General features: G+C 47.4%; 23 protein-coding genes and 1 pseudogene. 8 read left to right on the top strand and 16 right to left on the bottom strand.

Annotation, left to right across the window (positions count from 1 at the left end; all coding sequences use genetic code 11):
• Positions 1-80: 80 nt before the first annotated feature.
• Positions 81-290 carry a helix-turn-helix domain-containing protein gene (locus ACYVI1_RS22555; protein ID WP_460913094.1) on the bottom strand — a complete coding sequence of 70 codons (210 nt, stop codon included), beginning with the start codon at positions 288-290 and terminating at the stop codon, positions 81-83.
• A gap of 137 nt (positions 291-427) precedes the next feature.
• Here ACYVI1_RS22555 and ACYVI1_RS22550 point away from each other — a divergent pair, with 137 nt between their 5' ends.
• Positions 428-943 (top strand): TraM recognition domain-containing protein, encoded by a 516-nt coding sequence (locus tag ACYVI1_RS22550; protein ID WP_460913182.1) that lies wholly within the window; start codon positions 428-430, stop codon positions 941-943.
• A gap of 217 nt (positions 944-1,160) precedes the next feature.
• Here the strand turns inward: ACYVI1_RS22550 and ACYVI1_RS22545 are convergent, their stop codons facing one another.
• From ACYVI1_RS22545 to ACYVI1_RS22520, 6 genes are all read right to left on the bottom strand, one after another.
• Positions 1,161-1,412, bottom strand: a complete 252-nt coding sequence (locus tag ACYVI1_RS22545; protein WP_460913093.1) for a hypothetical protein — start codon at positions 1,410-1,412, stop codon at positions 1,161-1,163.
• A gap of 113 nt (positions 1,413-1,525) precedes the next feature.
• On the bottom strand, positions 1,526-1,789 hold the full coding sequence (locus ACYVI1_RS22540) for a DUF1883 domain-containing protein (RefSeq protein WP_460913092.1): 264 nt from the start codon (positions 1,787-1,789) through the stop codon (positions 1,526-1,528).
• A gap of 262 nt (positions 1,790-2,051) precedes the next feature.
• The gene (locus ACYVI1_RS22535) at positions 2,052-3,047 is read right to left on the bottom strand and encodes a type II toxin-antitoxin system antitoxin SocA domain-containing protein (RefSeq protein WP_460913091.1); all 996 of its coding nucleotides are present in this window, start codon (positions 3,045-3,047) and stop codon (positions 2,052-2,054) included.
• 10 nt (positions 3,048-3,057) lie between these two features.
• Complete coding sequence (locus ACYVI1_RS22530; protein WP_460913090.1) at positions 3,058-3,405, bottom strand: hypothetical protein; 348 nt, start codon at positions 3,403-3,405, stop codon at positions 3,058-3,060.
• Positions 3,406-4,055: 650 nt separating this feature from the next.
• Positions 4,056-4,322, bottom strand: a complete 267-nt coding sequence (locus ACYVI1_RS22525) for a hypothetical protein (RefSeq protein ID WP_460913089.1) — start codon at positions 4,320-4,322, stop codon at positions 4,056-4,058.
• Positions 4,319-4,744, bottom strand: coding sequence for a response regulator (locus ACYVI1_RS22520; RefSeq protein WP_460913088.1), 426 nt, complete (start codon positions 4,742-4,744; stop codon positions 4,319-4,321). The genes ACYVI1_RS22525 and ACYVI1_RS22520 overlap by 4 nt, the downstream gene beginning before the upstream one ends.
• 192 nt (positions 4,745-4,936) lie before the next feature.
• On the opposite strand from ACYVI1_RS22520, the gene ACYVI1_RS22515 reads away from it, so the two are divergent.
• Complete coding sequence (locus ACYVI1_RS22515) at positions 4,937-5,215, top strand: hypothetical protein (RefSeq protein ID WP_460913086.1); 279 nt, start codon at positions 4,937-4,939, stop codon at positions 5,213-5,215.
• An 88-nt stretch (positions 5,216-5,303) separates the two neighbouring features.
• Positions 5,304-5,651 (top strand): hypothetical protein, encoded by a 348-nt coding sequence (locus ACYVI1_RS22510; protein ID WP_460913084.1) that lies wholly within the window; start codon positions 5,304-5,306, stop codon positions 5,649-5,651.
• Positions 5,652-5,985: 334 nt separating this feature from the next.
• On the opposite strand, the gene ACYVI1_RS22505 is transcribed toward ACYVI1_RS22510, so the two are convergent.
• The gene (locus ACYVI1_RS22505) at positions 5,986-7,233 is read right to left on the bottom strand and encodes a replication initiation protein (RefSeq protein WP_460913083.1); all 1,248 of its coding nucleotides are present in this window, start codon (positions 7,231-7,233) and stop codon (positions 5,986-5,988) included.
• A gap of 955 nt (positions 7,234-8,188) precedes the next feature.
• Here ACYVI1_RS22505 and ACYVI1_RS22500 point away from each other — a divergent pair.
• The 3 genes from ACYVI1_RS22500 (at position 8,189) to ACYVI1_RS22490 (ending at position 10,994) form a co-directional block, all read left to right on the top strand.
• Positions 8,189-9,151: a ParA family protein gene (locus ACYVI1_RS22500; protein WP_460913082.1), complete on the top strand. Its 963-nt coding sequence runs from the start codon at positions 8,189-8,191 to the stop codon at positions 9,149-9,151.
• A 31-nt stretch (positions 9,152-9,182) separates the two neighbouring features.
• Positions 9,183-10,151, top strand: a complete 969-nt coding sequence (locus tag ACYVI1_RS22495; protein WP_460913081.1) for a ParB N-terminal domain-containing protein — start codon at positions 9,183-9,185, stop codon at positions 10,149-10,151.
• Positions 10,152-10,475: 324 nt separating this feature from the next.
• The gene (locus ACYVI1_RS22490; protein ID WP_460913080.1) at positions 10,476-10,994 is read left to right on the top strand and encodes a DUF3471 domain-containing protein; all 519 of its coding nucleotides are present in this window, start codon (positions 10,476-10,478) and stop codon (positions 10,992-10,994) included.
• A 513-nt stretch (positions 10,995-11,507) separates the two neighbouring features.
• Here ACYVI1_RS22490 and ACYVI1_RS22485 read toward each other — a convergent pair.
• The 4 genes from ACYVI1_RS22485 to ACYVI1_RS22470 form a co-directional block, all read right to left on the bottom strand.
• The gene (locus ACYVI1_RS22485; protein WP_460913079.1) at positions 11,508-12,203 is read right to left on the bottom strand and encodes a DUF4476 domain-containing protein; all 696 of its coding nucleotides are present in this window, start codon (positions 12,201-12,203) and stop codon (positions 11,508-11,510) included.
• A 64-nt stretch (positions 12,204-12,267) separates the two neighbouring features.
• Positions 12,268-12,618, bottom strand: coding sequence for a LytR/AlgR family response regulator transcription factor (locus ACYVI1_RS22480; RefSeq protein ID WP_460913078.1), 351 nt, complete (start codon positions 12,616-12,618; stop codon positions 12,268-12,270).
• Between the two features lie 27 nt (positions 12,619-12,645).
• On the bottom strand, positions 12,646-13,074 hold the full coding sequence (locus tag ACYVI1_RS22475; RefSeq protein WP_460913077.1) for a hypothetical protein: 429 nt from the start codon (positions 13,072-13,074) through the stop codon (positions 12,646-12,648).
• 255 nt (positions 13,075-13,329) lie between these two features.
• On the bottom strand, positions 13,330-14,406 hold the full coding sequence (locus tag ACYVI1_RS22470) for a DUF5694 domain-containing protein (protein ID WP_460913076.1): 1,077 nt from the start codon (positions 14,404-14,406) through the stop codon (positions 13,330-13,332).
• Between the two features lie 213 nt (positions 14,407-14,619).
• Here ACYVI1_RS22470 and ACYVI1_RS22465 point away from each other — a divergent pair, with 213 nt between their 5' ends.
• Together ACYVI1_RS22465 and ACYVI1_RS22460 are read left to right on the top strand one after the other, a co-directional pair.
• Entirely contained in the window at positions 14,620-15,645 is a 1,026-nt protein-coding gene (locus ACYVI1_RS22465; RefSeq protein WP_460913075.1) for a sensor histidine kinase, read from the top strand.
• Between the two features lie 21 nt (positions 15,646-15,666).
• Positions 15,667-16,422, top strand: a complete 756-nt coding sequence (locus ACYVI1_RS22460) for a LytR/AlgR family response regulator transcription factor (RefSeq protein ID WP_460913074.1) — start codon at positions 15,667-15,669, stop codon at positions 16,420-16,422.
• A gap of 122 nt (positions 16,423-16,544) precedes the next feature.
• On the opposite strand, the gene ACYVI1_RS22455 is transcribed toward ACYVI1_RS22460, so the two are convergent.
• The 4 genes and pseudogenes from ACYVI1_RS22455 to ACYVI1_RS22440 form a co-directional block, all read right to left on the bottom strand.
• Positions 16,545-17,666: a carboxylate-amine ligase gene (locus tag ACYVI1_RS22455; protein WP_460913073.1), complete on the bottom strand. Its 1,122-nt coding sequence runs from the start codon at positions 17,664-17,666 to the stop codon at positions 16,545-16,547.
• Between the two features lie 260 nt (positions 17,667-17,926).
• On the bottom strand, positions 17,927-20,389 hold the full coding sequence (locus tag ACYVI1_RS22450) for a glycoside hydrolase family 95 protein (RefSeq protein WP_460913072.1): 2,463 nt from the start codon (positions 20,387-20,389) through the stop codon (positions 17,927-17,929).
• A gap of 103 nt (positions 20,390-20,492) precedes the next feature.
• Positions 20,493-22,397 (bottom strand): MGH1-like glycoside hydrolase domain-containing protein, encoded by a 1,905-nt coding sequence (locus ACYVI1_RS22445; protein WP_460913071.1) that lies wholly within the window; start codon positions 22,395-22,397, stop codon positions 20,493-20,495.
• Positions 22,398-22,477: 80 nt separating this feature from the next.
• Positions 22,478-22,581: pseudogene (locus ACYVI1_RS22440) on the bottom strand (IS5/IS1182 family transposase); the annotation flags it as partial.

Genomic DNA, 22,581 nt, shown 5'->3' with positions numbered 1-22,581 from the left:
ATACTGACGGATTATTGCCTGATTATCAATACAATATTAAATAAAAGGTTTGGTATATCAAACCTTTTTGTATAAAATTTTTATACTATTGAAATCATAAGTTCAGACCCTAATGCGTCAGCCACCTTTTGTAAAGTTTCAATCGTTAGGTTTTGTCTGCCTGCCTCATAATTTGTTACAATTGTTTTTGTAACCCCCATACGTTCAGCTAATTCCTTTTGTGTTAATTCCTTATTTTTGCGGGCTTGTTTTATGATTAGCCCTACTTTTTTCTTTATTACGTCCGACATAGTGCTTGATTATATTTTAATGCAAAAATAACGAGCTAACTAATCCCATTTTTAACATATTCATTGACAGTAGAATGACATATAATTTACATATAGACAATTTCTTGCGCGAATAATATGAAGCATAAACATGCAGCATAGCGACCATCTACGGAGCGCAGGACATTAGCCAGATTGAGGATATGTACGGGCGCAGCAAGAAAGACGCGCTGTTATCCAACCTGAACAACCAGTTTTACGGGCGGGTTGGCCACCGGGAAACGGCACAGTACATTGCGGATTTGTGGGGCCGGGAGTACGTGCAACAACGAAGCGAAGGCCAGAACGAGAGCAGCCGTAATTTTGAGACGACCCAAGGCCGCAGCGTTTCCCACAGCTACACGGAGCGGAGCCGGGTACGTATCCAGGACGTGTTAGAATTACAGACGGGCGAGTTCTACGGCCAGCTCGTGAATTCGGATTTTAGCAGTTTCAAAGCCCAGATAAAAGCTACGGAGCCGGGACCAATACCGGAAATTGTACCAGTTACGACCGCCACCAGCCAGGCCATAAAGAAAAACTTTATCCGCATTCAGGAAGAAATAGAAACCTTGTTGGCCAGCCAGCGACCAGGCACAGCGATACAGCCACCCACAATCACCCCCCACAAATGAATGGCCAGGCACAAAACGGCCAAGCCCGGCACCCCGGCCAGTCAATACCCGGCGAGAGGTTAGATTTTTAGTGTAGTGAGTTCCTTCGGCGACCCTTTAGCGGGGAGCAGGTCCTACAATGAAGCGGTGCTTTTTATTCTCTAAAAATTTGGGTAGTTCTGCCAAATCGTACATTTCTCGTCACGAAGGCAGAACTACCCAAATATAGGCGAATCAACTACTCAACTTCCTGTTTCTCTTGTTCCTTTACCACAATCTTCTGTTTTGGTTCAGAACGTTCCTGACGTTCTGGCTCCGCTAATGCTTTCAAAAAACTCCCTACGATCAGTAAGTATACTACTACTGTAAAAAACCGCTGCTCATCTTTCCACAATGCAATGTTAAATGTTGCAACTAAGAAAGAACTAATAAGGTATACGAACACCGCTGACCCTATTACAAGACTAAACAAAAACTGACGCTTGTTCATGGTTGTATATGGTTTACATAAAGCTTAATAAATATAAAATCTCCATGTACTTTGGGTTTACCGCCCCAAGCTCCGTAGGTTTTTCAGGCATATCCCACACCAACTGTGGGGTATTATGCCACTCGAACAGATGAACCGACACTGCCAGCACGTCCACCAAGATCAACAACAACATACCAATGCCCAGTACTTGGAATTGACAAGCGGAAGGGTGACCTAGTAACATGACCACCTCTATAACTATACCGTTGTCCTGCTCGATAATGACGGAAGTTCAAGTCATCTAAGAGTTGAACATTTGCCGCATTTCCACTAAGGGTAACTACAACTGTCTGCCCCTGAGATACATTACCTAAATCGTGGTGAGTGAATTTCATAGTATTATTTTTATATTAAATAGCGACTGACACCAGTTTTTAAGATAAGAAATTTTAAAAATCAAAGCTCTATACAAAAAATAGACAGGGCTTTGATTTATTATTTCTTGCTTGGAGATGGAACGTTAACTCGTTCTTTCTCGGTGGTTTTTTTATGCTTGTCTGCATACTCTTTCGTGGTGATACGCCCGGTATCAGAATCACGATAAATTGTCTTTTTGGGCATGATCTGATTGTTTTAAATTAAAAACACTACTAACTATTAAATGTGCTGTAGATGGAAACTTTCCTTGTAACTCACTAAATCTCTATTCATCACATTATCCAGCCAAGCCTTTTCTTCATGATTAGCCTTGACTATATCACTGGCTGAATAATTAGAGAATTTTTCAGAAATTTTTTTCAACGTACCTAACTCAGATTCACTAAATATTTCAGAATTAAATTCTGAAATAGATGTGTATTGCTGGCTAACATTCGCTGAATTTTCAAACATGTAATAGTTTACTTTGACTAAGTTCTGGTCAGCCGCTTCAGCAAAAAGTTTATCATAGCTTCTTGGCACTACACCATAAGTTATTGCCCTATACGAGAGACCTGTTATTGACTGGCCAGTTGCTTTGCAATGTCCAAAATCAGCGTAAAAGAGCAATTTATTTAATGCTGTCTGCCAAGGTTTTAAAGTTTCTGCAAAATAAACTACCACGTTTAATGCTTTATTTAAATCAGGTACTTTATAACCAGTGTACTCACTGGCTACCTTCCCATCCATGATATACTCATCTTTGCTTATTATAGAGGCTTCTCTATCCTCTATAATTTCGGCAATTCGTTCATTTAATCGTTCTAAATCTTTTCCGCTTAACGCAGAACTATACGATACGATATCGCGAAAAGATTCGGGATTCGATGCAGTTTTTATAAAACGAGCATTAGAATCATTTGGCATCTCGCCAGCTTCGTAATTCCTATACATGTTTACCCCAAACCCTAAAATCTCTGACATTTTTACAGCAGATAAGCCATATAAATTTCTAATTTTCTTGATTTCGTCGGGAAAGGGGATCTGGTGTTTTATTCTATAAGAATTATACACCTGGCTTAAGTTAGCATCTCCAATTTCTGGTGTAATAAATTCTTCGCCTGAATCCTCACAGAGATAATATTGATACTCTACTGTGAATAATTCTTTTCTAAATGGTAAAGTCTTGGTTTTGACTTTTAATACCATGGGCTTGTCTGTGATCGGACTGTTCATAATATGGCGATCATATTTTAAGAGGATATTGCATAGGGTATGCTGGAAAGTGGAAAGAGAAGCATTGTGCTTTTTGATTGGGCTTACCAAGTGAAATTTTTATATAAATCTCATGGCCTTTCACGTCTCTACCAAAAACCCACATGGGACTCCCCATACTGATTTTTTCTTCTACTGGACCTTCGCAGTAGTCTACGGAATCTAACGATTCGAGTACCTTTTTTACATAGGCATAATATATCTCTAAGAACAATAGCGTTTCATCGTTCTTTTCTCGGGAATGGAACTCCAATCCCCATACAGACAACTTAATCTTGAAGTCCCTAAGTAACTGCTCTACATCGCTTTTTGTAGCCATAACGAAGAAAAGGTAAAGTTCGGTGGTTAGTACATGTGCTCATGAATGTAAAACGTTAAAGTTGATTTTTAGTTCACAGATGCAAAAAAAACAACTTTAACGTTAATTTCCTAATTCTGATTTGTATTTATTTACTCATTATCAGAGATTTCCGTATAAATACAGGCAATTATTAGTCACCCGTTACGACGGCCACCAGCCAGGCCGTAAAGAAAAACTTTACTCGTATTCAAGAAGAAATAGAGAACCTATTGGCCAGCTAGCGACCCGGTTAGGGAAAAGCCGCCGAGCCGATTACCCCCACCGTTACGCCCGCACCCGTTAACGGTCAGGCGCAGTATAACGGCCAAGACAGGCACCCCGGCCAGTCGAGGCCCGGCGAGAGTTCAGATTTTTAGTCGGCTGTGTTGCCTTCGGCGACCCCTTAGCGGGGAGCAGGCATAACAAAGCAAGCGGGCCGAATTGGGCAGTTTTTGACTGCCCAATTCGGCCCGCTTGCTTTGTTATGCGATTAGCGAAAACCAAACAATCTTTGGAGGGCTGACCCCACCGAGGGGCCAAAGCCGCCAGGAGCGGAGCCAGGTCGGGCGGAATGGCTGCCCGCAGCTCGTCAAAATTGGCTCCTATCACCAAATATTATTCTGATTTGGCTACGGTAGATTAACTGCTTCCATTTCCTGACGGTGACGCACAAGCAGCAAAGTAAGTTGTTGCTGTTGCCATGTGCCGAGTTCGGCCACTTCCTGCTTTTGCCTTAGCCATATAGCTATGCTTACTGGAAGCGGGCTGATTAGCGTTAGTTCTTCTTTGTGCCGGATTCGTAATTCATGCCATTCCTGGGTGCGCGCCGTTGCGTTGTGGCGTCGTTCCAGGAGATGTTTGTACGAAACAGCTTCTTTGTCTGGACTTAAAATCATGGATTTGCCGGTATATGAACCGTTTTCAACCAATAAGTGTGCATCAGTTGAAGTAATTGACTCATTTCAGCAAACGAGTTTGGCTTACTCATAAACGTGTTTGCACCCAATTGATAAGCTTTACGAACGGTCTGCTCACTGCGGGTAGCACTGAGAACCAGTACCGGAATGAAGCATAGAGCCGGATTGGTTCGGAGCGTTTGCAGCACCTCATAGCCATCCACACGGGGCATATCGAGGTCTAACAGTATTAAAGCTGGTAGCTTCTCTTCAGGACTATTTGAGAGGTCAGACAGCAATGATTCTCCATCCTTGAAGAATGTCACGGCACAATCTGAATACGATTTTAGAGCCTCTTTAATTAAATAACTATCGTCTTCATCATCATCGACCGCATAAATGCAGAACTGCTTGTTTTCCAAAGTGTACTGGTAAGATATGCCTAAGTTAGGCATATCTTACCAGTACACTTTATTTAGCCTTTAAGTTTTATGGTTGAAAACGAGCGTGTTAGCCTTTACCGTTGATTCTATAGGGCTATATGACCAACGGAGGTAATCAGAGTTGTTTTATGATACATTGGCATACGTAAATTTGGGAAAAATTAACCTAGCATGGCCACTTACTTTAAAAGCTACCAGCGGGCCGACTTGTGGAACTATTACAAGTTGTTCGCCGACCGCCAGCCGCCCGCTTGCGAAGTGGTCAACTTCTTAGGGGAGCTACCCATGATTGAACTTCGGGAATACGACCTAAGTAGCCCAGGCAGTAAGATCGATTATGATGCCCTTTGGGAGGTGGGCGAGCGCATAGCCGCCAGTGAGTACGAAGCGATTTATAAACGGGCCACGTCCGGCCCGTTTACATTGTACATCAACGGGAAGCCACAGTAAATCTTAAAGCGGTCAACTACTGGCCCCTGCTTTCCATCTGCTGGAACAGTTCGTACTAATGTGGTTAGATAGTAAACTTGTCTATCAAATGAAACTAAGCCTAAAACCCAGGGAGATACCTTTTAAGGTGAAGGACATTGTATTCATCAATCAGCCTTACGCTATACTAAATCGCACTCCGCTATCAGAACACGATAGCGTCTATTTTCAAGCTGAAATTATCCGTATTTTCCTGGACTTCTCCCAGAAATTTAGCGTGGTCAAAGAACGCCAGGACATTCATATCATTGAGGTAAATACGATTATGTACGACGTGAAGCCCATCGGAACCCATGAAGGGTTAAGCCGGGTGGCCATTTCTATCGACTTAGACGATACCGAACAAAAGATTTTTGGTAGTCTGGAATCGTTACTGACCTACCAGGCACAGCAATAATAGGTCAGGGGTGTTTCTGACTGGTAACTTAGAAAAGTACAACGCCCGGCTACCTTCCACGAGATAGCCGGGCGTTGTACTTTTTGGGGATTGTTATATAAAGTATCTTATGTAATGAAATTATTCACTGAAGTACAGCAACTCCGTTGCACTTAACAAACTTTGAAAAATACAGGGAAGCCGTTTTAGTAAATACTAAAGTAAGGAAAGTAGTCTATTTAGAGAAGAAGCCCGGCTGAATAATTCTCGGAGTCCGGGCTACGAAACTTCTATTCCTGCTGCACAAATGCACCAATAACAATCCAGGAAGACACCGGAAGCCGTTATTTATTTGTTAGTTTGGTTCAGTATATACAAGTACTTCTTTACCTTCTACAACGTCCATATCATATTCGTCCTGTTGCAACATCCAATCTAAATAAGCTTCAAACGTACTATAATCTGATAGACCTTTATCCTGTAAGGTTTTGAACTGCTCACGTAAAATTTCTAAAGGAATAATTTCAATGTTAGGTTGCTTAATAGATGGCTTGGGCGCATGGTACGTGGGTTGGTCAGCCTGCCAGACTAAAAATTCTTGTTTTAGCTGGTCAGTCATCAGGGCTTTGTATATAGCCCCAGCTGTTGACTTGATTCGACCTTTCTTTTTAGCTTCCTGATAATACTGAATGACAAATCGTAAATAGTCTTCTGACAATAAGCTCTGTTGAAAACGTACCTTTATTTCATTGAGTGATTTTAGGCTTATCCCTATTTCCGCCAAAGTTTGCTGTGTTCCTTCCGGTAGCTTAATCTCATCCTGTGTAATAACGGCTGGCCTCAGCAGGTAGAAGAGTATTGAACTTACGGCCCTCCCCTCTTTAAGCTGTTTATATTCAAAGGCCATATCCGTTATGCTGAGTTCATGTTTAGCAATGTCTAAAACAAAGCGTTTGAAGTCAGCAAAATTCTGATACCGTTGTTCGAGATTCAACGTTTTTTTAAGAGCCGCTAAATCCAACTTTATTGTATCATGGTGAAAGGCAGAGGACTTAAGGAGCCAGTAGAGCCGGTACGAATAAAAACTCCGAAACCCTAACAGCGTTTGAATTTCGGCTACCGTGAAATTACCTTGTAGCTCTAACAAATACGGCTTTACGAAGTTGTTGAATTGAGCGATGAGGTATCCAGAACCTTCTTTATAGCGGCATGTTGCCATTAGGGGATTGCTAACAATCTCCCGTCTGCCTTGCTCATCCCTGGTTTCTACATGAATAACTCGGCTGGCTAACCGGATTACCGCTTCTCGTACTTGCGAGTATGCCTTCCCTCCTACTTTCTCATCTGGATACAATTCTGAAACCGGTATTCGACAAAGTACAAAATCCTTATCCTTTCGGTCAATTCGTCCCAGCAGACAAACGAACAAGCGCGATTCCAGCAAAGACATATCATAACGCGCCCGAATTAAATCATTATGCTGGGCAACCATACTATCTTGCCGAATTTGGCGAGTCGTTGCCCGCCGATCCGCTTCTAAGAACTCAGAATCGTTGCTGAATAACTCGGTTTGAGAGTCGGTAGACTTAGAACTTTTGGACATACAATATAGGTCTTATTACAAAGCTAAAAAAAGCCGTTGAGTCCGCAAGCTTTCCGTCAAATTGGCTAATTTTCCCCGAATAATCAAGGCATTAACATCACTAACAGGGCGAATTGCGAGTAAAAGTCCGTCATCTTATAAATCGGATGGGAGTGAATCTCGAATCATTGTCCATATTTAACTGTAAACGGGGTTAAACTACAATTTTGACGGTACTTTACTCGCAATAGAATTAGTTTTTCCCCCAAGATGAGTCTTCAATTAGATTAAAACCGCACCCTGTGGCGGTACTTTACTCGCAATTCAGGGGAAACATACATAGTTGACGTTATTCTACTCGCAGTTGTTAATACAGGCCAACTAGCCCGGTAGTTATTTGGCCATTCGCCTATCATATTTAACCACATTGAGAATTGTTAACCTATTTTACCCTGAAAAATAGACGTTGACGGTAGTTTCCTCGCAGCTAACGGTAGTTTCCTCGCAGGTACGGTAGTTTCCTCGTAGTTGACGGTAGTTTCCTCGCAATTAAACGGTAGATTCCTCGTAATTGACGGTAGTTTCCTCGCAATTAAACGGTAGATTCCTCGTAGTTAGCGGTACTTTTCTCATATTTGTTCATTGTAATAAACTGAATATCAGATAGTTACGGAGCCTTTAATTTATTAATTAAGTAAATATATTTAATGCTAAGCCAATTAATTTAATGGTGAGCTTTTTCAAAATTTCATAAAAAGAGCTTTCCAGAAACAGGTTTACTGATTTAATAAAATAAGGAATGTGTTTTTCCGCGACGGTACTTTCCTCGCAATTTGACGGGGTTTTCCTCGCAATCAGAGATAGTTTTTAACATCATTTAGTAGACCTTGGCAAATTAATTAGAACTCAGGTCCATATTACTTGACAATGGCTATTATTTGTCCTAATATTAGGACAAATAATAGCCATTGTTTCTATGATTACCAACGCTGACGTTTTAATGTTTTTTCAGCAAAACCCGGCCTTATCTGCTTCTGTTATCGAACAGGAAGCAGGTATACCGACAACTACCCTTACTAAAGCCTTGACGGGTGATCGCGTTCTAAATGCAAAACATTTAGCGTCATTGTACCCGGTTTTAAAAAAATATGGCTATGTCGATACCTCGTCCCGGAAGGCAAAAGTTATTTCGATTGCCAATCATAAAGGTGGCGTTGGTAAAACGACAACGACGTTAAATTTAGGTAAGGCATTATCGCTGTTAGGCCATCGGGTATTGCTGATTGATTTGGATTCACAAGGTAATCTATCTCAGGTATTGGGCGTTGAGGAACCGCAAAAACAGGTAGTTCACGCCTTATTAAAAAACGAACCCTTACCGATTGTAGCGATTAGTACCAATTTTGATTTATCACCGAGCGATTTAGAATTGGCTAACGCGGATTTAGAGTTGGTACAGGCAGTAGGAGGGGTCAACCAGCTCAAAAATGTACTTTCAGGTTTACGGGCGCAGTATGATTACATTTTGATTGACTGCCCACCCGCACTTAATATATTTACCAATTCAGCTTTGGTCGCTTCCACGTCCTGTTTGATAACGCTTCAGCCGGAGGCTTCCGCTATGAAAGGGATTAATAATCTGTTTGAACGCATCATGCAAGTACGGGACCGAATCAATCATGAATTAACTGTAGAGGGTATTGTCCTTACATTGGTAGATAAGCGGTTGAACGTACATAGGGATATGCTTAACTACATTCGAGGGGGGGTATTAACGAATTTTACAGTTTTTAATGCTGAGATTCGCTTAAATGTCGCTTTAAAGGAATCCCAGATTGCCCAGCAGGATATATTTACCTATGCAAAAGATTCTCATGGCGCAGTTGATTACCGTAATTTGGCGTTAGAGTTAACCGGGCAACGGGCCAATTTGGTCTAATTGAAATCGCCCCTTTTATATCACCTTTTCAATGGCAAAAAAATATCAAATGGCCTTAGACACTAAGACGATGATAAAAGATCAAAGTCTACTTCGGCATGAAGACATTAAGCAACACATTCACGTTTTACCTGAACTCGCGGCTTATATACCTCCACTGTTACCGGACGAGTATAAGCAGTTAGAAGAGAATATAAAGCAGAATGGTTGCCGAGAAGCTTTGCTTGTTTGGGAAACAACAGGGGAACATATACCTGAGTTGGGTACGGCTACTACCGCTTATATTCTTATCGACGGCCACAATCGGTATGCTATATGCCAGAAGCATCATTTAGACTTTAAAGTGCATCTAATGAACTTTCCCTCTATTGAGCAGGTAAAGTTCTTTATGATTGATAATCAATTAGGTCGGCGCAATCTGGCACCTGAACAGGTATCTTATTTGCGAGGAATTCGCTATCTACAGGAAAAACAGGGCAAGGGTAAGTATAGTCGAGATATTCAAAAGGGTCAGAATGACCTTTATGAAATAGAGGGTCAAGAAGACAAAAAAGGCGCGGATAGGAACGAGCCTGTAGTAGGAGAAAACCAGCAAACAACAGCTCATCGGCTGGGCAAACAGTTTAATGTCAGCGAAAAGACAATAAAACGTGATGGTGCTTACGCTCAGGGCTTAGAGCGATTAGACCCCGCTTTCAAGCAGGATATTTTATCCGGTCAAACAAAAGTTGATAAAGCCTTAGTACAGCAGCTTGGCCAATTTGATAAACTTTCAAAACCGATTAGAAATCATGCCGAGTTGGAACAAGTCGTGCACAAAGCTCAGGAAAAGCCTCAACCAGTAAGTAAGTCTCGCCGAACTGCAACGAATGAAAAAACCGATCAATTGAAACAGCAACTCAATCAACTGGTTAGTCAATTGAAATCAAAAAAATCTAATCTTAATCAGGTTTGTAGTGAAATTATTGAGTGTGCCCGTCAGTTACAACAGCAGCTTTAATCATTTTGCGTCTAGCAGTAGGAGGGAAGCTATTATAAAATTAGCTCGTTTAAAAATAGATGTAATACTACAAACTAATGACATAGGATTTAATCAATTGTTGTGGCATAAAGGACACTTTGTCCTTTATGCCACAACAATTGCAATTTTAGAAATAGATTATTTGATAATTATTTGGTATACACTTAGCTAATCATTTTTTAACCCTATTATACAAAATAAATGTACTAATGCAAATAAAATGTTGCTAATTTAAATGAGTCAAAAAACATACAATTTTACGGGTAACTATCCAATGGCTTTCATTGTACTAACACAACTATTGTGCCTGAATCAAAACTGGCTATTGTGGTCTTGACCAATCAGGATAATCATAATTTTCACGAAGCCTTACGGTTTCAAATTCTTGATGCCTACCTGAATGTTCCCTACACGAATCGACATGACTATTACTTAAAACGATCTCAAAGCCGGAACCTGGCCAACCAAAATGATTTGAAGGAGTTAGCGAGCCGGGTAGCAAAAAATACGAAGTCTTCCTTGCCTTTAATGGCTTATACCGGTACGTATCAGAACGAACTATACGGGAAGCTGACCATTGAATCTACAATGGGTGAGGCAGGTAATCAACCGCTACTGATGCGGTTAGCACACCATCCAAATTTGACGGCTCGATTGGATTATATGGACAACGATACCTTTAGGCTTACCTTTTCCAACACCCGTTTTGGTACTTTTCCGGTTAAGTTTACCATGAGCAATGGTAACATTCAATCCCTTGAATTAAAGGGGACCGAATTTGTTGATAATGATTCGTTTATTTTTAAAAAATTGTCCAAATAAAAGGGGGGAGGTCACATGAGTGTGCCGATATAATTAGTTATCACAAAAGCCGCATCCATTGAGTTTGGACGCGGCTTTTTCGTGCAGGTTACTGTGCCGACAAAATCACCTGATTAAAAAAGGGAGATTTTCATGAACGATTTCCAGCGGTAGCTGATATTGACACAACCCATTCATTGATAGCAAAATAACGAGTTCATTAAATAACATCAGTTACCCTTTTATTGGACGAAAACGGCCAGTGAGCAGAAGGGAGCCTGTACGGATATAAATAGTTACGTTACCTAAAGAAAACGCGACATAATCTATACCAAAAGCCTGACGAGGGGTTTCAAGCGCTTTCTTGTCTACATGAAGCTGACCAGTACTAGCCGTCGAAAATCACTACCTTTTTTGTTGGAAGCCGTTTATCTCTTCAGCAAACGTAGTCCGTTACAGCCAGTACTGGTTAACAAGTGCATAGGAGAAATTAAGCCGACTGGTTAGCTAAAGGCAGGGCTTACGGGGGCCAGTTCACCGGCTGCCCATATACGCCTTGAGTTCCTTCACCGACGTGCTGAAGGTAAACACATCAAAAACGGTGTAGAAATACGGCCGGTCAATAACGCTGTTCCAGCCTATTTTGGCCGCTTCCAGCCGTTTGGTATCAAAGGCGAACAGGTTGAGTAGTTCAGCCAATTGGGCCGACGACAGGGACCGGTCGATAAGAAGGGTACTTAGTAGCTCAAACTTTCCATCGTCAAACGACTGTTTTTTGACGGCCTCCCGAATGCGCTCAAACTCCTGGGGAGCCATCGCCATACGCTGGTTGTCGTCAGAACCCGGACGATAAGCCGAACCGTTCGTCCCAACTCGGTGGTTGCCTATGGGGCTGGCCCAGTCCGAACCCGACAAGCGGCCATCGGTCGGGAGTGGAAAAACGGCTACGACCCGAAGTCCTTGCCGGGCGCGAAACTCAGTCACGGTGCGGCTGTCGGTGCGGAGTTCAACCCAATCCTGATAGAGTTGGCTGTTGTTGCGCAGGATAACTAACCGCAGCCGCCCGGCCGGCAGGTCGAAAAAGCGGTATCGACCCGAGGAGAGACTGAGGGTTTGGTCATCGAGGGTAACGGTGTAACGGCCTGGTTCATCAATGCGCAGAAAAAACTCGGCATCGGCCCAAGCCGGGCTACCCAGTAGCAGATAAAAAAGCAGGGATAGCGCACTCATTTTAGATTTTATTGTAGACAAGTGTAAACAAAGGTATAGTACGAAGGCAACAATGATTAGCCATTTACACAACAGGGCACACGATGGGAAAGTCATTCGCCAACTGCGGTTTTAGCCGCCGGGTTTGTCGGCGGGATATGGGTAGCTGCCTGGCCTGCGAAAGCTCAACAAAGGGAGCAGGCACATACCGAACTCGGTAGGCAACAATATGCGCGGGATTAACTAAGGTTCCTTTATGAATCCGCAGAAAAGTAGGTAATCGCTCCGCCAGACGTTTCAGCGTGATGGCCACCAGCATGGGCTTTTGGCCCATCAGATGCACGGTCGTGTAGTTACCCATCGCTTCCAGGTATTCAATTGAGGCCACCGGTACGGAACGCTTGGTGGTAAAGTGGGGCAAGAGCAGTGTGTTCATTCAGGGGGTGGCTAAACTTAGTTGACGCTATTTGGTGCCGACCAGTTCGAACGGTGTGCTTCCATCGTTTGGGATCAACTTGATCGTAAAGCTGTTGTTGCCGCCTTTGGCAAATGTGGACCCATTTTTACTTAGATTAACCTCCCCATTGCCTGCATCCTCAACACTGACACCAGTTGCCGAAAACTGGAGATTATCCGCCGGGCTGCTGCTATTGGTCACCTCAACGGTTACGCCGACTGAGGTGGCCGATTCGCGTACAACGTTCATTTTGCCTTTCGTTTGGGCATTAATCGTGTACGTTTTGCCATTTTCTTTTAGCGCCGTCAGCGTGTAGTTGCCCACCACGCGGGCCGACAGTTCTGGGTGAAGCTCAGCTTCTTTCTTGCAGGCCGTGAAGGTGGTCATCAGTAACAGAGCAATACCGATAATTGGGGAAATGCGAATCGTTTTCATGAGATGATTTGGTTTGATTGTTAAAAATTGATTGATAAGACAGGGCGAATTGGCCGATTTGACTGGCGAATTAGCTGATGCAAAGGTGGCGGGTTGTGGCGGGTCTAAGCAAATTTCGGAGCCCTACAAATACGCTACAATCTGGAGACTTAGTCGCTACAAATCCTATACAATAGCAGAAAACTATTGGGTAAGATACTGATATACAGATAATTGAATTAGAAAGCCAATAAAGACCGACAAGTCGAGGGACGATTATTCCGGTTGGTATTCATTCAGCGTGTAAACGGTCACGTTGGGCATGGCACGCAGGGTCTCCACCATGATCTGCCGGTGATTGGCTCCCACACCAACGACTATCCGTTTAGCCCCTGCCAACCGGGCACGGCTTACTACGTTGCGGCACATTCCCTCATTGCGCAATTGCCAGTAATGAAGCATATCAGACAGGGTCTTTTCGGGAAAGTCTGCCAAACCGAACAGCCGTCTGGCTCCATAAAAATTCGCAATATTCAGAAATTCGTCACCCTCTGGTGCGTTCATAAACTGAGTTTGGTTTCCGGCTTGTGCGGCTTGTTTCTCCCGATTGGTCAATTCGTTCATCCGCTTCATCAGGGCCGCATACCGCCGGGCGGCTACCGTGTTTGTGTCGGTCTCCAGACTCGCTTCCCACCGGCGAAACAGGGAGTCTGTCCTGTTCCAGGCCGCCTGCCAGGGTAAATCATACTGCTGAGCGTCCATGGGTAGAATCCGGTCCTGCTTCAGTTTATCCAACAGCGGAAAGAAGATGTTGTGATACTCACTGGAGCGGGAGCGGTAGAGCGAATCGGGTTCGCCCAGAATGGCCCGGTAGGCGTCGCGTTCCTGCTGGCCGAACGTAATTTTGGCCTGATCGAGTCGGTAAAGCTGGTAGCGGGCGTTGCCAAAATCATGCGCCAGGTAGAGCGCCCGGGCCAGTTTCATTCGGTCCTGGTGGAAAGTGGGGTGTTCACCCAGCAGCTTGTAGGTCTGCTGAATAAATTGAGCCGGCTGTTTAGGGTCCGGGTAGGTATGACTCCGGACGTAGGCCACCCGTTTTTCCAAAGCCGCTTTGTTCCAGAAGTCGGCCAGGGCGTCATAATCTTGGGGCGATAAATCTTCGCCAAATACCGCGTCGGGCCGGAAGGCAAGGGCTTTGCCCAGTGGGTACTCGAAGTGTTCAACGGGCGTTTTACCGTACTGATGCGATGCGCCAATGAGCAGAATTTCGAGGTGCTGGTTCGCCGGATTGGGTTGCGTATGGCCGGTAAAAGGTATGGTCAACAGCAGCAGGGAAGCGAGCCGTGGTTTCATGATGTTGTGCATTGTTGCATAATGGATGGGTCAAAGGTGTAGCTTCGTGAAGGCTACTACCAAGCCCATTCGACCAACCCGCTCAACACCTCGGCTAACCGCAGTTTACGCCGACCAACGCGGGTCGACAGCCCCTAACCCGTTCGTCGGTTGAAATTGGGCGTTGGTCGAACCGATTTGCCAACTGATACATTGACTGTATTACTTTGTCGTATGAAAAACCGCACCCGTACCCTGCTCTACCTCGGTGGTTTACTGTTGTACCTGACGCTCGATATTGCTCGCTTTCGTGATTCAGGCAAGCCAAATTGGGGATTTGCTCTTCTGTTTGACACCCATCAATGGCTAACAATTTACCTAACCCATGTTGTGGTGCTGAATCCACTGTTTGCCCGCCGGAAATACGGATGGGCTATTCTGGGCGCGTTAGCTTGCGTGGCGTTCTTCATCGGCTTCCGCTACCTGATTGACGAAACGTTGGTGTTCGCCTTATTCGGTATCCGTAACTACTTTCCCGATACCCCGATTTCCTATTTTGTGAAAGACAACCTCTACTATGCCGTCCCGGCCGTTCTGATTGGGCTGATCTTTAAGATTGTAGAAGACTGGTTTGTGCATCAGCAGGAACGCACGGCCTTAGTCAGCGATCGAAACACCGCCGAACTGGCCTTTCTGAAGTCGCAGGTGAATCCGCATTTTCTCTTCAACACGCTCAACAACATCTACGCCCTGGCCTATGCCAAGTCCGATGCGGCTCCGGGTGCCATTCTGAAACTGTCGGAACTGATGCGGTATATGCTGTATGAGGGCAGCGAACGAACCACTCATACCGGTGGCCCGGCCCGCGTCCCGCTCTCGAAAGAGGTGACGTATCTGGAGAATTTTGTTGAACTGGAAAAACTGCGGGTGGCCAACGCACACGTTCAGTTCAGCGTTGAGGGGAATACTGATTTGTTTCGTATTGAGCCGCTCCTATTGGTGTCGTTCGTTGAAAATGCCTTCAAACACGGCGACCTGACCGATTCCCACCAGCCATTGGTGATTGACCTGAGCGTGCGAAATGGCACCCTGCGGTTCGACACACTGAACAAAAAGACGCGTCGGCAGACCGATGCGGTGGGTGGTATAGGGTTGGCCAACGTTCGGCGTCGGCTGGCGCTACTCTATCCGAACCGGCATACCCTGCGCATTACCGACGAGCCCGACAGCTACGCCTGTTCGCTGGAACTGAGTTTGTAAGCCCCTATCCCCACCTCCCGTATGCGCTGTTTGATTGTTGACGACGAACCCTTAGCTCACACGATCCTGAGCGATTACATTGGCAAGGTGCCGTTTCTCGAACTCGTTGGTGCCACCACCAGCCCCATCGATGCGCTGACCCGGGTGCAGCGGGGCGAGGTGGATGTGGTCTTTCTGGATATACAAATGCCCGAACTGACGGGGATGCAGTTTCTGAATCTGGCCCGACGTGGGGTAGACGGCATCCAGTGCCGGGTTATTCTCACAACGGCTTACTCGGAGTACGCCCTGGAAGGGTACGAACATGATGTGGTCGATTACCTGCTCAAACCCGTCTCCTTCGAGCGGTTTTACAAAGCCGTGCAGAAATTATTTTCCGCCAGTCCTGTCAGTCACCGTCCGGCCACAATCATCCCTGACCCGTTGCTGACTACGCCCCTTCCGGCACTGTCGACCAGCGATGGATCCAACAGTTTTATTTTTATCAAGACCGAGTACCGGCTGCAACGCGTTAGTCTGCCCGACATTCTGTACTGCGAAGGGCTGAAGGATTATGTATCCATTTACACCACGACGGATCGCATTCTGGCTCTGCAGACCATGAAAAGTATGGACGAGAAATTACCTGCCAGCCAGTTCGTGCGGGTCCATAAGTCCTACATCGTGGCCCTAAGCCGGATTGAATCCATCGAGCGGAATCGCATTTACATCGGCAAAGCGGTCATTCCCATCGGCGAAACCTACCGCGAATCGTTCTATCGACTCATTGAAGGGTAAACCGGCTGTCATTTCGGAAGCGGACATTTTTGTGAACAACAGGATATAGGAGTAATGCTTAATAAATAACGAAAACATGCTAACCACCTAATTCAATAAGCAGCGATTCACTGGGTTAGCAATCAGCTTAAGACCACTCCGATTGCCGTTTCCCGCATCAGCAAATCAACTACATCCTCTAACTTACCTGCTCGATTATAGGCCGCTCGTTGACGAGCCGAGCCGGTACCTCCCTGAATAACCTGATCGACAAGTTCAGAAACTTCATCCCAGTCGTTATACGCTTCCAGGGCTGACCGAACATAGCTCAGAAACTGACGAATCACATTAGGCGCAGCAACTGCCCGACCCGCCAGGGGATCAATCAGGGTTTGAGATAGGCCAAAACGAGCCGCCTGCCATTTAGCCGCCTGTAAGATTTCGGGTCGTATAATCGGTAAGGCCACATTCGCTTCAGCCTCCAGGGCGCAGGTTCGCACTAAGGCCCGAACCATACCCGCTACTAAAACAGCCTCGTTGATGGTGAGACACACATCGGTGACGCGAAACTCCAGGGTCTCATAATGAGACGAGGGGCGCACGTCCCAATAAATTTTGGATGCATCGGCGATGCTACCCATGGCTGTAAGGTCCTCAATCAAGCGGTCGTAATCAACCCGTGAATCAAAGTGTTGGGGGATACCCGCTGTCGGCCAGCGGCCCCAGATTTCAGTTCGAAAGCTGGCGTAGCCCGTGTCGCTCCCCAGCCAATAAGGCGAGTTACTGGCCACGGCAAGTAAGGCTCCTAGCCAGGGTCGGGCCCGATTCATGACCTGAATGGCCAGTTCCTGATCGGGAATGCCCACGTGGATATGACAACCAAAAATGAGTTGTTCCCGGGTGAGTTGCTGAAAGTCAGTTTCTAAACCCCGGTAGCGTTCAGTGGGTGTTAGCTGCTGATCCTGCCAATGGGAAAAAGGATGCGTACCGGCGGCCACCAGCCGACTGTCGGATTTTTGGGCGGCAGCGATGACCTGACCCCGCAACACCTGAAGTTCGAGTCGAACCTGCTGGAGGGTTTGGCAAATGGAGGTACCAATTTCAATCTGAGACAGATACATCTCCTGGGTTACCTGATCGCCCAGGGATTGTTGGGCTTTGGCTAGGACGGCTTTTGCCCGGGAGCGTAATTGCCGGGTTTGGGGATGGATGATCTGATACTCTTCTTCCACGCCAATGGTGAAAGCTTCCGAAGGGAGGGACATAGGGACCGTGATTTAAGGAGGAGCGCTGCGTGAGCCATAGTTATAGAGAGATAAGGTAGCCAATTTTATCCTACCGATTCAAGCCATGGTTCATTGGGACCAATAATCGGCACCACATCTCCATGCCGAAGGGGAGGTTTAATTGAACGGTTTCTGGGTAAAAGAGGGATACTCTTGCAACAGACCGTTTTAATAGTTGTCAACCCTAATCTGTAGCATAAAAGATGATCGCTGGTATGCGTAGTAAGCTTGATCCTACTCTAACGACCTACCAATGTATAAACTCCCCTTTTTTTTGTGGCGAAAACAAGTTCGTTGTCCTTGCCTCTGACTGACTTTACCACCTTACCATCCTGGAAAATGGTTACCGGGTTTTTGACCAGCAAGCGGCACACCGACCCACTCGATGACTTGATTTTCCCCGCCGTAAATTTGTTGTCCTTCCACTGGATGTCCACCTCAAAACCACCCCTTGCCCGTAACCCTGACACAAAACCTGACGACCACTGCGTAGGCAGGGCAGGCAATACGTTCACAACACCGGTATGACTTTGCAGCAGCATTTCGGCCAGCACCGCCGTTGAACCGTAGGTACCGTCCAACTGATACGCCGAACCAAAAAAGTTGGGGGAGAACCCATATTTTAACTGATACTGGTGGTGCCTGTAAGCCTCCTGAGCCTCGCCGAGTCGCAGCCACATCAGACTGATCCAGACGCCCTGCCAGCCCCCAAAACTCTCGCCGTTCAGGTAACTGCCATAGCTTTTGTACCGATTGCGGGCCTCTTCGGTTTTGGCATTCGGATTACCGGTCAACCGGCGTTCCAGCGTCTTGCGGGCCGCAGCATACAGGGCGGGCGTTCCAACAGTAATCTGGTCAGCCGGAAACAGGCCGTAGAGGTGCGAGATGTGCCGGTGACCCAATTCAGGTTCCTTATAATCTTCGATCCATTCCTGAATGCCGCCCGTTCGGCGGCTGATTTGTACGGGGGCCAGTTGGGCCAGGGCCGTTTGCAGTTCGCGTTTGAATGAGGCCTCAACCGGCTTCCCCAGTCCCAGTGTACTCAACTCGTCGATGGCCCGCAGGCAATTGGTAAATAACTCCCGGCAAATCTGCGTATCCATCGTGGCCCCATACGTAAATTGAAATTGAGTTCCGTCGGCTTTCTCAAACGCATTTTCGGGCGAATGCGAGGGGTTGGTGACCAGCTTTCCGGCCATGGGCAATCCTGCCGGGATGGGTTTCAGAAAGTCCAGGTAAAACTCGGCGGCTCCCTTCATGAGGGGGAATGCCCGTTTTCTAAGAAATTCTTTATCCCCCGAGAACTGATAGTGTTCAAACGGGTGATGAGCCAGCCAGCCGCTCCCCATCGGCCACACGCCCACCACCCCATCCACGGGCGAGGTCCGCCAGAACACATCCGTCAGGTGATGCACGACCCAGCCTCTGGCTCCGTACATCGTGCGGGCCGTGTGCCGTCCGTGGATGGCCAGGGAGTCCATCAGATCAAACAGGGGTTCGTGACATTCGGCCAGATTGGCGGCCTCGGCGGCCATGTAATTCATCTGCAGGTTAATGTTGGTGTGGTAGTCCGAACTCCACGGTGGGCGCATCGTCTGATTCCAGATACCCTGTAAATTGGCGGGTAAATCGCCCCGCCGGGAAGACGCGATGAGCAGGTACCTGCCGTACTGAAACAGTAAGGCCGAGAGGTAGGGGTCATCAACCAGTTTGGTTTTGAGCCGGTTCAGCCGGGCATCCTGGGGTAGCTCCAGCGGGTTGGCGTCGGGGGAGAGGCTTAGTTTCACCCGGTCATACAGCGAGCGATAATCGGTCAGATGGTTCTGCCTTAGCACCGCAAGGGGCTGGGCGATTGCTTTTTGCAGCGTCTCGGCTGACCGTTTCTCCGGATTAGGTGCTGCGTAGTCGGTGGCGGCTGTCAGGTAAAGCGTTAGCTCATCGGCATTGGTAACGGTCATCAGCCCGGTGGTATCGACTGAAATCTGACCGTTGGGGGTAACCGCCTTCAAATCGGACGCAAAGCGCATCCCGACCGGCTGACCCGTGGTTTCATCGGGCCGGGCAATGCGCCCCCGCAGGAGCAGCCGGTGCGGGTCGGTGGCTGAAACAGCCGTAGTGGCGTCCTGTTCGCGTTGTAACCGGATGCGGACATTGATGGAACGGGGCTGGCTGGCCGTCAACCGCACGACGATGACCTGAGCGGGATGCGAGGCAAATACCTCCCGTCGGTAGTTTTTACCCTGGTGCCGAAACTGGGTTACGGCCACGGCTGAATCCAGACTGAGCCACCGCCGATAGCCCTGGTAGGTTGTATCGCCCGATGGATTAAGTTGCTCGATGAACAGGTCGCCCAAAGGCTGGTAGGGCCGAATTCGTAGGGGCTGACCCATCAGCGTCTTCGTTGCCAGTTGCTCAGATTCGTCCGTTTTCCCTGCAAACATCAGCCGTTGTATATCAGGCAGGGCGGTTACGGCAGCGGGGTTGTCGGTGTTGCGGCGGTAGCCGTCCCAGAGCGTTTCTTCGTTGAGCTGAATCCGTTCATTTACTACCCCACCAAACACCATGGCCCCCATCCGGCCGTTACCCACGGGCAGGGCTTCCATCCAGCCGCGCTTCTCGAAGTGAAAGGTTCGCTGGAACTCGGGAGCCGTGTAGCTAAAAACGGCGGGCTGGTAAGCGGGCCGGTCGAACCAGAGCTGCATGGTTTTTTGCTGGGCGGAGCTGAAGGACGGCAACAGGGTTACCAGGCACAAAATCAGGAAAAATCGGTTTAGGCTATTCATCATCATTAGTTAGGAATATTCGTCAAGGCATTGTTTTCTTTGGCACTATTACTTTACCCTGTTCCAGAAAGGACATAAAGCCCATCAAGGCTCCCCAGTGATAAAATGAATCGCTGCGGTTTAGGGCTTCACCGGGTAGCCGCCCCACACCCGATGCATGGAAATTTTCGGGCACGCTCCGGCTTTCCCGCCAGTTTTTTAAAAGCAGTTGGTTCGATTTTTCGACAAGCTGTTTCCTGACATCGGGCAAATCATAGTTTCGCAGCCCCCAATAGACCAGAAAATTAAGCGGTGCCCAGATGCGCCCGCGCCAGTAGTTCTGCTCCTTGAATGCCGGGTCATTACGGGCCACGGAGGGCAACACCCACTCGCCCCAGAATTCGTCCGGGTTCAGCAGGTGTTCATTTGCCATCCGCCGGGCCTGTTCCGTTGTGGCTACACCGGCCAGCATGGGGTAAAACAAGGTGGGCGATAATCGCTCGCTGAACTGGCCTGTATCGGTACGGCGATTCAGAAACAGGCCCTTTTCTTCATGCCATAATGTTTGCAGTGCCTTGCTGTAGCGATCAGCACGTTGGCTCAATTCGGCGGTTTCAGTCGTGCGATTCAGAATCTGAGCCAGTTCAGCCAGGGCTTTACAGTCGGCAATGTATAAGCTGGTCAGGCCTACATCCGCCAGTTGGAGTTGATTGGTTTGGGAGTTAAACGGTACGCCGTCGTACATAGGCGAATTGTCCAGCCCTGATTCATAAGCAGCACCCTGCCAGCTATGGGCCGCTCCGTCGGGCGGTAGCTTGTCCGATCCCCAGCAGAGTAGACCGTCCGTGTCGCGGTGCGTAGGCCACCAGCGGTTCCAGCGCAACAGCCGATCAAAAGTTAGTTCCAACAGCCAGCGGTGGTGGTATTGCCGGTAAAGCTCCCGAATCACCAGACTTCCCACCGGTGGCTGAGACCGGTCTGGCGACCCCAACCCACCGCCAGCGACGTAATTAGGCACCATACCGTATCGGTCAATGTTTTTGGTCGCTTCCACCGCGTTAGCGTAGGCTAGGGGGCGATTGTCCAGACCGGCCATATACGCCGAGAGGTACGTATCCCAGTCGAAGAGCACATACTGTCCGCCGAAGAAGGTGTTCCAGAACCGGCTAACGGGTGCCACTACCCCCCGCAGTTCGGGGTCGTAAATGGTATTCCAGGCAAGGGCACTTTGCTGAACTAGGTACGTTTCGCTCAGCGTACCCCATTGGTTGAGCGTTTTCTCAAAGGCGGTCCGCTGCCGACTGACTATCGCCCGAATAGCATCGAGCGTCCGGGGATTACCCACCGAAACGCCCACGGCCTGATCGAACGCAACACTCAGGTGTTTACCCGCCAGCGGCAGGGTTTCTGACCCGATGGGGGCGGTGCTCTGTACTAAAAACCGGTTGCTGCCCACCTGAGCCAGTAATCCGCTTTTTTGCTCAGTTACACTTCCGGGCCGGTTCCAGAGCAGGGCTGTTTCTATAACCAATGAAGGAGGGCGAACCGGTAGTTTCAGAGGGGTAATCAGCAACACAAGCCCCGTACCATCGTGGGCACTTTCTATCCGGAACTTGGTACCTTCCCAAATTACGGTGCATTCGGTATAGCTTCCATCGTAGGCATGATAGCCTGCCACCACCGTTTCGGAACGCGGCTCTTTGGGCGAGATGTAGGCTTCGTGCAGGTAGCGATGGTTGGTTATTCCGTTGCTTTTCAGGCCAATATTCACCGCCAGCCCCTGGGGTAACAGCACATGACTCAGCACAGAACGGGTATTCCAGGTGTTCCAGCCCGAGGCCAGTTTGGTCTGTAGCTGGCGGTAGGTTTGCTCGGCAGTAGCCGGTTGAGACCTGACCTGGTGGTTTCCAGGCAATAGCAGTAAAAACAGGATAGGGAGATGGATCATGTAGACGCTACCCAATTCATGATTAGAATTTTTTCGCTTTAGGTATTCCCTTCACGATACTCCCTAGGGCGTGTTGACATTCAAGCTAACAAAATCAAAGCTGACGCTATGTAAATAAATCCAGCAAAGCTGCTGGCTGTCTTATCGTAGCGAGTAGCCACCCGTCGGTACTGCTTGAGCTTGT

The organism is Spirosoma areae (assembly GCF_054781775.1).
This window is presented reverse-complemented; position numbering and strand designations above follow the sequence as displayed.